Origin of the sequence: Mesorhizobium sp. M0011, assembly GCF_040324155.1 — a bacterium.
GTDB lineage: Bacteria > Pseudomonadota > Alphaproteobacteria > Rhizobiales > Rhizobiaceae > Mesorhizobium.
On the sequence record NZ_JAMYVQ010000010.1, the window covers coordinates 16,117 to 27,973 of the forward strand.

The following is an 11,857-nucleotide window of genomic DNA, read 5'->3' on the forward strand; positions in this document are numbered from 1 at the left end:
TGTTTGTGTGAAGGGTGCCTTCGCCATCAAGACGGCGTGGCTGCGGCCGACGAAAGCGCGCGGGGCGACAAGCCATGCGCATTGAAACCATTCGAGCCGCCGGTGACAGGCCGGCCCATATCCGCCATGACAATCTGATCTCCGCCAAGGGCGTTTCGGTGGTCATCGCCCGGCAGCTGATCCTCAGCAACATCGATCTCTCGGTGCCGAAGGGGTCGTTTGTCTCCCTTATCGGCCCTTCCGGTTGCGGCAAGAGCACCTTGCTCAAGGTGCTGGCCGGGCTCGTGAAGCCGACCCAGGGCAGCGTTGCGATCGCCGGGCTCGCACCGGTCGAGGCGGCGCGCAGGCGCATGATCGGCCTCGTCTTCCAGGACGCCAACCTGCTGCCGTGGAAGAACGCCGTCGACAATGCCTCGATGCTGCTCGGCATCGCCGACAAGTCGCTGTCGCGCTCGGAATTGCGGGCGCGCGGGCAGGAGATGCTGGAGCTGGTTGGGCTGGGCGACAGCGCCCACAAGCGGCCAAACGAGCTGTCGGGTGGCATGCGGCAGCGGGTCGCCATCGCACGAGCCCTGGCGCTCGATCCGGCGGTCCTGTTGATGGACGAACCGTTCGGCGCGCTCGATGCCATCACCCGCGATTCCATGGGTCAGTCGCTGCTGGAAATCTGGCAGCGTACCGGCAAGACGATCGTGCTCGTCACCCATTCCATCGACGAGGCTATCCATCTGTCGCGCCATGTTCACGTGCTGGGGATCAAGCCGGGGCGGATCACCGAGAGCCTCGACATTGCGCTGCCTTATCCACGCGACCTGACGGTCACCGAAGATCCGGAGTTCGTCAGGCTGGTGGTCCAGTTGCGAACGATGCTGCGCTCCAGCCATCAACCGGGAGGCGCGTCTTGAGCGACCAACCCATCACGGACCTTTCCGAGCCGCGGCTCGCCTCCAGCTGGAGTGCGGCGACCGGCAGTTGGCTGCCGGCGGTCATCCTGCTGCTGGTGACAATCGTAGCGTGGGAAGCCGCCGTGCGGATCTTTGCCATATCCGCCTTCATCATTCCCGCCCCGTCCGAGATCGCGAAGTCGCTGGTGGCGCAATGGGGCACGCTGATGCAAGCGACGCTGGTGACCGCGGGCGAGATCCTGTTCGGCTTCCTGGTCTCGGTCGTGGTCGGCATTGCCATTGCGCTGGTCATCGTGCGCTTCGACTGGCTGGGACGCGCGCTGTATCCACTGGTGGTGCTGTTCCAGAACGTGCCGAAAGTCGCGCTCGCGCCGATCTTCATCCTCTGGTTCGGCTATGGGCTGGCGCCCAAGATCGGCCTCATCCTGGTCATCGCCTTCTTCCCGGTGACACTGTCGATGCTGGCGGGCATGCAATCGGTCGACCGCTCGCTGCTGTCGCTGATGAATTCCGTCGGAGCCAGCCCGACGCAGATCCTGTTCAGGATCCGTGTTCCGCATTCGCTGCCGAACCTGATGGCCGGAACCAAGATCGCCGCCACGTTGAGCGTGATCGGCGCCATCGTCGGTGAGTTCGCCGGGGCGTCGGACGGTCTCGGCTACGTCATCCAGTTCGCTTCGACCCAGCTCGACACGGCGCTGGTCTTCGCAGCGCTGCTGCTCGTTTCCGTGCTTGGCATCGCCTTCTACTACGCCGCCGAAATCCTCGAACGCATCGTGGTGCCGTGGGCGCCGAAATTCAGCCAGTCCTAGGTCCGCTCGATCAACCAAATTCATAAAAGGGAACAAAAAATGCTGAGACGCTCACTTATCAAGGCCGCTACCTTCGCGGCGTTTGTTGCAGCACTCGGTTTTTCCAACGCTGCTCTGGCGGCGGACAAGGTCAACGTTCAGCTCGACTGGGTGGTGCGCGGCAATCACGCCATGTTTTTCGTCGGCAAGGAAAAAGGCTTCTTCGCCAAGAACGACATCGATGTGGCCGAGATCCGCAAGGGGTCCGGCTCGCCGGACGCGATGCGGCTGGTGGGCAATGAGAACGCGGATTTCGGCTTCGGCGATCTTCCCACGCTTGCCGTCGCACGGTCGCAGAATGTCCCGGTCGTGGCGCTGGCGGCCGTCAATCAGCACTCGCCGCTGGGGATCATTTCGCTGGCCAAGACGCTGAAGCTCACCAAGCCGTCCGACCTCAAGGGACTGACCATCGGCATTCATCCGGCTGGCTCCACCTACATCTTCTTCAAGGGCTTCCTGGCCGCCAATGGCCTGACCGAAAAGGACATGACGCTGAACAGCGTCTCGCCTCCCTATGAAAGCTATCTGCTGCTGGGCCGGGTTCAGACGGTCGTCGGCTATATCGACGCGGAGGTTCCCGAGCTGGAGGCGAAGGCCGGAGGCCCCGGCTCGCTCAGCATCATGATGGGGGCGGACCATGGGTGGAAAGCCTATGGCTCGGGCCTGTTCACCTCGCAGGCGATGATCAAGGACAAGCCGGACGTCGTGCGCCGCTTCGTCAAGGCGTACAGGGAGGCCTTCGACTATGTCGTGGCTCATCCGGAAGAGGCCGCCGAGATCACGGCCAAGGCAGCGCCCGGCTATGCGGACAAGAAGGACGTGCTGCTGGCGCAGATCAACGCCGACATCGCCTCGACATTCAGCAGCCCCGACACCAAGGAACACGGTCTCGGCTGGATGACGAAGACGCAGTGGGAGGAGACCCTAAAGACGCTGACGGACCAGGGCGTGCTCAAGGCGGCTCTGTCGGCGGACGACGTCTTCACCGACGCATTCCTGGCAAAAGAATAAGGGGCGCGCGGTGTTCGAACGGAAAGATCGATGAGCGCCTACCGGCAGACCAGGCTGTCCTGCGCGATGGCGCAGGACACATCACGCTCGCCTTTCGCCGCATCGGCGCGGTCGAGCGTGACCTGCACGCGGGTGGCATATGCCCGGCTCGCCAGACCGCACCACAGCCGCTCGACGGGCAGGTTCTCGCGCTTGTCGTTGAGGATCGTGAACGTGCCGGTCTTCGCATCGAACCAGAGCTCGACGCGGGTCTTCTTGCCCGGCTCGATCGTTGCGATCCCGGCTGAATACCAGTGGGCGAAGTCGGCGTTGCAGGAGAGGCCTTCGCTGCCCGCATTCGAAATCGTCAACGGAACCATGTCGAGCCCGTCAGTGCCGGTGCGGACGGTGACATGGTGCAACTCAACCGCGTTGGCGAAGGACGACAACGCCAGCATCACCGGAAGGGCATAACGGATCTTCACTTTGCCTGAGCTCCATATATAAATTTCGCAGGCAGTCTATCTCGCTTTCGCGCAATAACAATAAGAATGTTGATTGGTAAATCAAAACAGAGAGGGTAACATGTTAAAGATTCTCAAGAGCAGTGTAAGTGCAGTTATATTGAGCGGTGTCTTGATGAGCGGCGCGCTTGCCGGCGAGGTCAAGTCGATCGCCATCCTGACGCCCGAAGAAGGCACGGACTATGGCTGGAACCAGCAAGGCATCGACGCTGCCAAGGCGGCGGGCAAAGCCGCAGGTGTCGAAGTGGTCGTGGCCCAGGGTCTCGGCTATGGCGACGTTCGTCCGACCTTGCGGGAACTTGCCTCCGACGGCGCCAGCCTGCTGATCGCGCATGCCAGCGGCTACAACACCTCGGCGCCCGAAATCGCCAAGGAATTGAAAGTTCCGGTGGCGATCGTCGACACGCCAGCCGGCCTGGAGAAGGGCCTTGTCGCCGACTACACGCTGAGCGGCCACGAGGGTGCCTATCTCGCCGGCCGTCTCGCCGCCAAGGTGTCGCGTTCCAAGTCGGTCGGCATCGTCGTCTCGGGCGAACCGCCATCGTGGAATTCGCAGTCGGCGGCGTTCGCACAAGGCGTGAAGGCGGAAAACCCTGACGTCAAGATCACCTATGCGGTGATCGGCCCTGCCGCCTACAGCGACGCGGCCGGCGGCAAGCGCGTCACCGAAAGCGTGATCGCATCCGGTGCCGACATCATCTTCGGCCAGGGCAACGGTTCGAGCTTCGGCATGCTGCAGGCGGTCGAGACGACCAAGGCAGCCGATGGCGGGAAGGTCTATTTCATCGATGTCATCGGCGACAAGTCACCGATCGACAAGGGCTTCCTGCTGTCGTCGGTGGTGTGGAACATCGAGCCGGTTTATGCGGCAATGATTGCCGACCTGAAGGCCGACACGTTCGGCACCAAACACTATACGATCGGCCTCAAGGACGACTCGGTCAAGCTGCTGAAGACCGCTGCGATCCCGGACAATGTCTGGACGGAAATCCAGGCGCTGCGCGAGGACGTCATTTCCGGCAAGATCAAGGTCGAGCCGGTCTATGACGCGGCCGCCGTCAGGGCACTGATGACCAGCGTCGCCCAGTAAGGCGATCACGGTCAACTGCCGGAGGGGTGATCCGTTCACCCCTCCGGACGATTCCCGTTTTTTTTGGTGCTGGGCTTTCATGAGCGGTTTTTCTTCATCGTCCGTTGCCGGGCGCGACATCGTCGCGCTTGAAGGCGTGACCAAACGGTTCCCCGGCATCGTTGCCAATGACAGCGTCGACCTGTCGATCCGCCCGGGCGAAGTGCATGTGCTGCTGGGCGAGAACGGCGCTGGAAAATCGACATTGATCGGCATGTTGTCCGGCCTGCAGCAGCCGGACGAAGGACGCATACTGGTCGACGGCAAACCGACGCCGATCACCTCGCCGCGCCATGCGCTGGCACTCGGCATCGGCACCGTATTCCAGCACATGATGCTGGTGCCGACGCTGACGGTGGCGGAGAACCTTCTGCTTGGCGGGCCGTGGTGGCAGCGCCCCAGGACCGAGGAACTGGCGGCGCGCGTCGCCGAGATCACCGGCACGCTCGGCATCACCGTCAAGCTTCAAGCCAAGGTATCGGAGTTGTCGCTCGGTGAGCAGCAGCAGGTCGAGATCCTGCGCGCGATGCTGCGCAACAGCCGGCTGCTCATCCTTGACGAGTCCACCTCCATGCTGACGCCGAAAGGTATCGACGAACTGGGCGCGCTGATGCGCCGCCTTGTCGAGCAGGGCCTGGCGATCGTCTTCATCACCCACAAGCTCAAGGAGGCGGCTGCCTTCGGCGACCGCATCTCGGTGCTGAAGCTTGGCCGCAAGGTCGGAGAGATCCCGCCCGAGCGGTTTCGCACGCTGGGCGAACAGGAGATCGTCTCCGAGATCGTGGAATTGATGTTCGGCAAGCAGAAGGATGATCCGGAAGCCGTCGAGCGTCCGGTCCGCACTGCCCGAGCAGAAGCGGCCCCGCTGCTTCAGGTTACGGATCTGGCGGTAGCACCGACGGACAATGCACCGGGCCTGTCGTCGATCTCCTTCGACATCCGCCCGGGCGAGATCCTGGGCATAGCCGGCATCGACGGCAACGGCCAGAAGCAGCTGGCGGAAGCGCTGGCCGGCCAGCGTACAGCTGCCGGCGGCTCGGTGCGGCTGGAAGGCGCCGCCATCGAGACGCTGAGCGTCGGCGAGCGCCGCCGGCGCGGCCTTCGCTACCTGACCGACGACAGGCTGGGCGAGGGCACTGTCGGAACCTTCCCGGTCTCGATCAACTTCTTTCTCAAGCAGGTCGGCGCGGCTCCGTTCTGGCGCAACGGCGTCGAGCAACGCGCGGAGATCGACAAGCGCGCCGCCCAGCTCGTGCGCGAATATGATGTGCGTACGCCGAGCCTGAAGACGCCTGTCGCGCGGCTGTCCGGCGGCAACATCCAGAAGGTGCTTCTGGCGCGAGAACTGGCTGAGGGCGCCAAGGTGGTGATCTTCAACAAGCCGACCTACGGGCTCGATCTCGCCAACACTTTGGCGTCGCGCCAGCGCATCCGCGACACGGCGGCGCGTGGCCTTGCGGTGCTGCTGATCTCCACCGACCTCGAGGAATTGCTTGGCATGTGCGATCGCATCGCCGTCATCGCCGACGGAGCTTTGGTCGGCACCGTCGAGAATGCCGACGACGCCCGCACCAAGGTCGGTCGCCTGATGATCGGACTTGCCGCATGAGCATTGACACCGCACCCACGGTCAGTGCTACCGCACTCGATGCCACGAGCGGGGCAACGACGCGCCGCGACATCCTGCATCGGCTGCTGATGACGCTCGGCCCGATCCTCATCGCTCTCGTCATAGCCGGCTGTATCCTGCTTGCCGTCGGCGTCGACCCGCTCGCCTATTATGGCTTCGTGCTGGAGAAGGGACTGTTCTCGCCGCTCGGCATCCAGCAGACGCTGACGCGCATGGCGCCGCTGCTGTTTCTTGCCGCCGGCCTGATCGTGGCCTTTCGCGCCGGCATGTGGAATCTCGGCGGCGACGGGCAGTTCCTGCTTGGCGCGGTGACGGCGGCTGCCAGCGCTCCCGTGTTCGTGCAGATCATGCCAGCCTGGCTGGCGCTGTTCTGCTCGTTCCTCGTCGCCATGGTGGTGGCGATGATCTGGTCGCTGGTGCCGGCCCTGCTGCGTGCCTATCAGGGCGTCAACGAGATCATCACCACGCTGATGATGACGTTCCTCGGCACTTCGCTCGCCAATGTGCTGGTCAAGCTGGCATTTCGCGATCCGGGAACGACCGTGCCGCAGACGCGCACGCTGCCGGTGGAGGGCCGGCTGCCGCGCCTGTTCGAAACGACCATCACCAGTGGCCTGCTGCTTGGGCTGGCGGCGATCGTCATCGTGCATCTGGTGATGACGCGCACGGCGTTCGGGCTGAAGCTGAGGATCGTCGGCGCCAATCCACGCGCGGCGGTTCACTCGGGGCTCGGCGTTCCCGGCCTGACCGTTGCCGTCTTCGCCATTTCCGCCGGGCTGGCCGGACTTGCCGGCGCTGTCGACATCATCGGCGTCCAGGGCAATGTCCGCGCCGACTGGAATCCCGCCTACGGGCTTGCGGTGATACCCGCTGTCTTTCTCGCCCGCATGAACGGCTTTGCAGCCATTGGTTTCGTGTTCCTGCTCTCGGTGCTTTCGATCGGCGGCGAGAGCGCGGCGCGCCGGCTCGGCGTGCCCAATCATTTCACGCTGGTGCTGGTTTCCATCGTGCTGATCGTGCTCGCGCTCGCCGAATATTTCGATCACCGATACAACCAGTCGCGGAGGGCCTAGGGCATGACCGGGCTGTTCAGCGAAGTCTTTCTCAGCGCGCTCCTGTTCGGCGCCGTCACCGCGGCGATCCCGCTGCTGCTTGCCGGGCTCGGCGAGCAGATCTCCGAGAAGGCGGGCGTGCTCAATATCGGCATCGAAGGGATGATGCTGGCCGGCGCCTATCTCGGCTTTGTCGGCGCTTTCTATTCGGGGTCGCTGTGGCTGGGCTTTCTCACCGGTGCCGCTGGCGGCGCCGCGGTGGCGCTTGTCATGGCGCTGCTTTGCGTGCGCATCGGGCTGAACCAGATCGTCATCGGCATCGCGCTGACCTTGGGGCTCGAGGGCCTGACGGCACTGCTCCACCATTTCCAGTTCTCACGCAGCTACCCGCGCCTGCCCGCGGCGGATGCTACCGTCATTCCGCTGCTTTCGGGCATCCCGGTCATCGGGCCTGCATTCTTCAAGCATCATCTGATCGTCTATCTGGCGGTCGCGCTGGTTTTCGGCATGAGCTACCTCTATCGGCGCACGCAACTCGGCCTCAATTTGCAGGCGGCAGGCGACAAGCCGGCCGCGCTCGATGTCGCCGGCATCGATGTCGTGCGGACCCGCACCATCGCCGTGTTGACGACCGGAGCGCTGGCTGGGCTCGGCGGCGCCTATCTCGCCAATGTCGGGGCTGGGCTGTTCATTCCGTTCATCACCAATGGCGCGGGCTTTCTCGGCATCGTGCTGGCCATGCTGGCGCGCGGTCGCCCGATCTGGGTGCTGTTCGGCGCGTTGCTGTTCGGCGTCTGCCTGTCGCTGACGACGGCCATGCAGGTGGCCGGCATCAACATACCGACCGACATCATCCAGATGCTGCCGTTCCTGGCGGTGATGATCATGCTGGTGCTGTTCGGCCGGCGCGCGAGCCTGCCGGCGGCGCTCGGCATTCCATACGAGCGCGGCGCGCGCTGAGCACAATTCATGCGCGGACGGGACCCGCGCCAATAAAGGAGGCAAGAATGTCGGATACCAAGGTCTACCTGCTCGACGGCGGCTCGCTCGTTCTCGACGGCTATCATGTGTTCTGGAATCGCGGCCCTGGCGGTGAAGTGCGCTTCCCCGTCTATTCGATCCTGATCGAGCATGCCGAGGGTCGGTTCCTCATCGACACCGGCTACGACTACGACCACGTGATGAAGGTGCTGCCGTTCGAAAAGCCGATCCAGGAAAAGCACCAGACCATCCCCGGCGCCCTGGCGCTGCTCGGCCTTGAGCCGAAGGACATCGACGTCGTCGTCAACTCGCATTTCCACTTCGATCATTGCGGCGGCAACAAGTATTTTCCGCATGCCAAGAAGATCTGTCATCGGACCGAGGTGCCGCAGGCTTGCAATCCCGAGCCCTTCGAACATCTCGGCTATTCCGACCTGAGCTTTTCGGCGGAGGCTGCCGAAGCGCGTGGCGCGACCGCACAATTGCTTGCGGGAACGACACGGGCGAATTCGACCTTCGAAGGCATCGATGGCGACGTCGAGCTTGCCAGGGGTGTCCGGCTGATCTCGACGCCCGGTCATTCGATCGGCCATTACAGCCTGCTGGTAGAGTTCCCCAAGCGCAAGCCGATCATGTTCACCATCGACGCGGCCTATACGCAAAAGAGCCTTGAAACGCTGTGCCAGGCGGCCTTCCACATCGATCCGGTGGCGGGCGTCAATTCGATGCGCAAGGTGAAGAAACTCGCCGAGGACCATGGCGCCGAGTTGATGTACTCGCACGACATGGACAACTTCAAGACCTACAGGACCGGCACGCAATTCTACGGCTGACCGCCTGCAATCGGGAGACAAGACGATGCGCTATCTCGAACACGCCGATCCGGTCATCACCCTGACCGCGGGGCCGGTGAACGCCTATGCCGAAGTGCTGCGCGGCCTCGGTCGCACGGTGCTCTACGACTACGACCCGGCGTTCCAGCTTTTTTACGAGGGTGTGGTCGACAAGGCGCAAAAGGCGATGCGGCTGTCGAACAAGCCGGTCATCCTGCATGGCGAGCCGGTGCTTGGCCTGGAGGCCGCCGCGGCCTCGCTGATCACGCCGGACGATGTCGTGCTCAACCTTGCCTCGGGAGTCTACGGCAAGGGCTTTGGCTATTGGGCGAAGCGCTATTCGCCACATCTGCTCGAGATCGAGGTGCCCTACAACGAGGCGATCGATCCGCAGGCGGTCGAGGCAATGCTGAAGGCGCATCCGGAGATCACCGTCGTTTCCGTCTGCCACCACGACACGCCGTCCGGCACCATCAATCCGATTGACGCCATCGGCGCGCTGGTCTCAGCCCATGGCGGTTACCTCATCGTCGATGCCGTCTCGTCCTTTGGCGGCATGAAGACGCATCCCGAGGATTGCAAGGCCGATATCTATGTCACTGGCCCGAACAAATGCCTGGGCGCGCCTCCCGGCCTCACGATGATGGGTGTCAGCGAGCGGGCCTGGGCCAAGATGAAGGCCAATCCTCTGGCGCCGCGCGCGTCGATGCTCAGCATCGTCGACTGGGAGCATGCGTGGTCGCGGGACAAGCCGTTTCCATTCACGCCGTCGGTCTCGGAGATCAACGGGCTCGATGTCGCGCTCGACCTCTATCTCAATGAGGGACCGGAGGCTGTGTGGGGGCGCCATGCACTCACCGCCAAGGCCATGCGCGCCGGCGTTGCCGCGATGGGTCTGTCGATCTGGGCTGCCAGCGACAGCATCGCGTCGCCGACCACGACCGCTGTCCGCACGCCCGAAGGCATCGACGAGAAGGCGCTTCGCCAGGCCGCGCGCGCCCGCTACGGCGTGGTGTTTTCGTCTGGCCGCGGCGAAACCTTGGGCAAGCTGACACGCATCGGCCACATGGGTCCGACCGCCCAGCCGATCTATGCGATCGCGGCGCTCACGGCGCTTGGCGGCGCCATGAACGCGGCCGGCCAGAAACTGGCGATCGGCAAGGGTATCGACGCGGCGCTGGCCGTGATCGACGCCGACGCCTGAACAGACATCACCACGGATTGAGGGAGCATTTTCATGACTGAACGGCTTGCGGGAAAGACGGCCCTGGTTACAGGCGCCGCGCAGGGTATCGGCAAGGCGATCGCAACGCGGCTGGCCGCCGACGGGGCAACCGTCATCGTCAGCGACATCAATGCCGAAGGCGCCGGGGTGGCGGCCGCGACGATAGGCGGGAAGGCGAGGGCGATCGCCGCGGACATTTCCGATTCGGCATCCGTCAAGGCGCTCTTCGCCGAAATCCAGACCCTGACCGGAGGCATCGACATCCTGGTCAACAATGCCAGCATCGTGCCGTTCGTCGCCTGGGACGATGTCGATCTCGACCATTGGCGCAAGATCATCGACGTCAATTTGACCGGCACCTTCATCGTCAGCCGCGCCGGTACGGACCAGATGCGTGCGGCAGGCAAGGCCGGACGGGTGATCAGCATCGCATCCAACACCTTCTTTGCCGGCACGCCGAACATGGCGGCCTATGTCGCGGCCAAGGGTGGCGTCATCGGTTTCACCAGGGCGCTCGCCACCGAGCTTGGCAAATACAACATCACCGCCAATGCGGTGACGCCCGGCCTCATCGAGAGCGACGGCGTCAAGGCGAGCCCGCACAACGAGGCGTTCGGCTTCGTCGAGATGCTTCAGGCCATGAAAGGCAAAGGGCAGCCGGAACATATCGCCGACGTGGTTTCGTTCCTGGCCTCCGACGATGCGCGCTGGATCACTGGCCAGACGCTCAATGTCGACGCCGGGATGGTGCGCCACTAACCAAAAGCGCATTCCAAAAACGCTATGACCCTTCTGGGCGACCTGCATTTTTTGGGTCGCAACAGCGGGAGCGCGGCCGTGCCCGCAAGGCCGTGCCGCAAATAGCCAATCAAGGAAAAATCACGGTGGACTTCGGATTCGACACGTCGGTTTTCGACGGGCTGACGATTGCAATGCTGGTCGCCGGCCTGGCCATGACCGGAATGGCCTCCGGCGTGCTCGCCGGTCTGCTGGGGGTCGGCGGCGGCATCGTCATCGTCCCGGTGCTGTTCTGGGTGCTTAGCCTGTTCCACTTTTCGCCTGCTGTGATCAGCCATCTGGCGGTCGCGACCTCGCTCGCGGTCATCATCCCCACCTCGATCTCGTCGATGCGGTCGCACAACAGGCGCGGCAATGTCGATCGGCCTCTGCTCACTCTGTGGGGACCGGCCATTTTCGCCAGTGCCCTCGTCGGCGGCATCATGTCGAAATTCATCCCGGGCGCCGGCTTGCGGCTGGTCTTCGGCGTCGCCGGCCTGCTGGTGGCCGTCAACATGGCGCTGCCGAAGCACCTCGTGATCTCCGATCACCTGCCGCAAAGCGGCTGGATCAACCGCGCGATCGCTGCTGTGATCGGCTTTGTCTCTTCGCTGATGGGAATTGGCGGCGGCACGCTCTCGGTGCCGACGCTTTCCAGTTTTTCCTTTCCGGTGCACCGGGCCGTCGGCACATCGTCGGCGCTTGGCCTGCTTATCGCGCTTCCGGCAGTGGCCGGCTTCATCTGGTCGGGTCTTGAAATCGCCGGCAGGCCTCCGCTCAGCCTGGGTTACGTCAGCCTGCCGGCGGTTGCCATCATAGCGCCGGTGAGCTTTCTGTTTGCACCCTTGGGCGCAAGGCTCGCCCACGCGCTCAATCCGCGCTACCTGAAACTTGCCTTTGCGTTCTTCCTGGCGATCACGGCCGGGCGAATGTTGCTTTCCTGAATCCGGTTCAGCGGCC

General features: G+C 63.7%; 12 protein-coding genes. 11 read left to right on the forward strand and 1 reads right to left on the reverse strand.

Annotated features, from left to right (window positions below; all coding sequences use genetic code 11):
- Positions 1 to 74 precede the first annotated feature (74 nt).
- Genes NKK51_RS13630 through NKK51_RS13640 form a run of 3 tightly spaced genes read left to right on the forward strand, consistent with a single transcriptional unit; the run spans position 75 to position 2,767 of the window.
- Entirely contained in the window at positions 75 to 905 is an 831-nt protein-coding gene (locus NKK51_RS13630) for an ABC transporter ATP-binding protein (protein ID WP_352553328.1), read from the forward strand.
- Positions 902 to 1,717: an ABC transporter permease gene (locus NKK51_RS13635; protein WP_224621906.1), complete on the forward strand. Its 816-nt coding sequence runs from the start codon at positions 902 to 904 to the stop codon at positions 1,715 to 1,717. Before NKK51_RS13630 ends, NKK51_RS13635 begins: the two co-directional genes overlap by 4 nt.
- A gap of 39 nt (positions 1,718 to 1,756) precedes the next feature.
- On the forward strand, positions 1,757 to 2,767 hold the full coding sequence (locus NKK51_RS13640) for an ABC transporter substrate-binding protein (RefSeq protein ID WP_023809931.1): 1,011 nt from the start codon (positions 1,757 to 1,759) through the stop codon (positions 2,765 to 2,767).
- 38 nt (positions 2,768 to 2,805) lie between these two features.
- On the opposite strand, the gene NKK51_RS13645 is transcribed toward NKK51_RS13640, so the two are convergent.
- A complete protein-coding gene (locus NKK51_RS13645; RefSeq protein ID WP_023809930.1) occupies positions 2,806 to 3,231 on the reverse strand; it encodes a hypothetical protein in 426 nt (141 codons plus the stop codon).
- A 100-nt stretch (positions 3,232 to 3,331) separates the two neighbouring features.
- Here NKK51_RS13645 and NKK51_RS13650 point away from each other — a divergent pair, with 100 nt between their 5' ends.
- The 8 genes from NKK51_RS13650 to NKK51_RS13685 all read left to right on the forward strand — a co-directional run bounded on the left by NKK51_RS13650 (position 3,332) and on the right by NKK51_RS13685 (position 11,841).
- The gene (locus tag NKK51_RS13650) at positions 3,332 to 4,360 is read left to right on the forward strand and encodes a putative B6 ABC transporter substrate-binding protein (RefSeq protein ID WP_031212769.1); all 1,029 of its coding nucleotides are present in this window, start codon (positions 3,332 to 3,334) and stop codon (positions 4,358 to 4,360) included.
- A 79-nt stretch (positions 4,361 to 4,439) separates the two neighbouring features.
- Complete coding sequence (locus tag NKK51_RS13655; RefSeq protein WP_352440320.1) at positions 4,440 to 6,008, forward strand: putative B6 ABC transporter ATP-binding protein; 1,569 nt, start codon at positions 4,440 to 4,442, stop codon at positions 6,006 to 6,008.
- Positions 6,005 to 7,102 carry a putative B6 ABC transporter permease subunit 2 gene (locus NKK51_RS13660; RefSeq protein WP_023809927.1) on the forward strand — a complete coding sequence of 366 codons (1,098 nt, stop codon included), beginning with the start codon at positions 6,005 to 6,007 and terminating at the stop codon, positions 7,100 to 7,102. The genes NKK51_RS13655 and NKK51_RS13660 overlap by 4 nt, the downstream gene beginning before the upstream one ends.
- A gap of 3 nt (positions 7,103 to 7,105) precedes the next feature.
- A complete protein-coding gene (locus NKK51_RS13665; protein WP_023809926.1) occupies positions 7,106 to 8,041 on the forward strand; it encodes a putative B6 ABC transporter permease subunit 1 in 936 nt (311 codons plus the stop codon).
- A 47-nt stretch (positions 8,042 to 8,088) separates the two neighbouring features.
- A complete protein-coding gene (gene pldA / locus NKK51_RS13670) occupies positions 8,089 to 8,895 on the forward strand; it encodes a 4-pyridoxolactonase (RefSeq protein ID WP_023809925.1) in 807 nt (268 codons plus the stop codon).
- Positions 8,896 to 8,920: 25 nt separating this feature from the next.
- Positions 8,921 to 10,099 carry a pyridoxamine--pyruvate transaminase gene (gene ppaT / locus NKK51_RS13675; RefSeq protein WP_023809924.1) on the forward strand — a complete coding sequence of 393 codons (1,179 nt, stop codon included), beginning with the start codon at positions 8,921 to 8,923 and terminating at the stop codon, positions 10,097 to 10,099.
- Positions 10,100 to 10,132: 33 nt separating this feature from the next.
- Positions 10,133 to 10,879 carry a pyridoxal 4-dehydrogenase, SDR-type gene (gene pldH, locus NKK51_RS13680; protein ID WP_023809923.1) on the forward strand — a complete coding sequence of 249 codons (747 nt, stop codon included), beginning with the start codon at positions 10,133 to 10,135 and terminating at the stop codon, positions 10,877 to 10,879.
- A gap of 125 nt (positions 10,880 to 11,004) precedes the next feature.
- Entirely contained in the window at positions 11,005 to 11,841 is an 837-nt protein-coding gene (locus NKK51_RS13685) for a sulfite exporter TauE/SafE family protein (protein WP_352553330.1), read from the forward strand.
- Positions 11,842 to 11,857 lie beyond the last annotated feature (16 nt).

What these genes read in the sequence shown, in the direction of transcription:
- NKK51_RS13650 (WP_031212769.1), top strand. Translation starts at nt 3,332, where the DNA reads ATGTTAAAGATTCTCAAGAGCAGTGTAAGTGCAGTTATATTGAGCGGT.
- ppaT (WP_023809924.1), top strand. Translation starts at nt 8,921, where the DNA reads ATGCGCTATCTCGAACACGCCGATCCGGTCATCACCCTGACCGCGGGG.
- NKK51_RS13640 (WP_023809931.1), top strand. Translation starts at nt 1,757, where the DNA reads ATGCTGAGACGCTCACTTATCAAGGCCGCTACCTTCGCGGCGTTTGTT.
- pldA (WP_023809925.1), top strand. Translation starts at nt 8,089, where the DNA reads ATGTCGGATACCAAGGTCTACCTGCTCGACGGCGGCTCGCTCGTTCTC.
- NKK51_RS13665 (WP_023809926.1), top strand. Translation starts at nt 7,106, where the DNA reads ATGACCGGGCTGTTCAGCGAAGTCTTTCTCAGCGCGCTCCTGTTCGGC.
- pldH (WP_023809923.1), top strand. Translation starts at nt 10,133, where the DNA reads ATGACTGAACGGCTTGCGGGAAAGACGGCCCTGGTTACAGGCGCCGCG.
- NKK51_RS13660 (WP_023809927.1), top strand. Translation starts at nt 6,005, where the DNA reads ATGAGCATTGACACCGCACCCACGGTCAGTGCTACCGCACTCGATGCC.
- NKK51_RS13655 (WP_352440320.1), top strand. Translation starts at nt 4,440, where the DNA reads ATGAGCGGTTTTTCTTCATCGTCCGTTGCCGGGCGCGACATCGTCGCG.
- NKK51_RS13630 (WP_352553328.1), top strand. Translation starts at nt 75, where the DNA reads ATGCGCATTGAAACCATTCGAGCCGCCGGTGACAGGCCGGCCCATATC.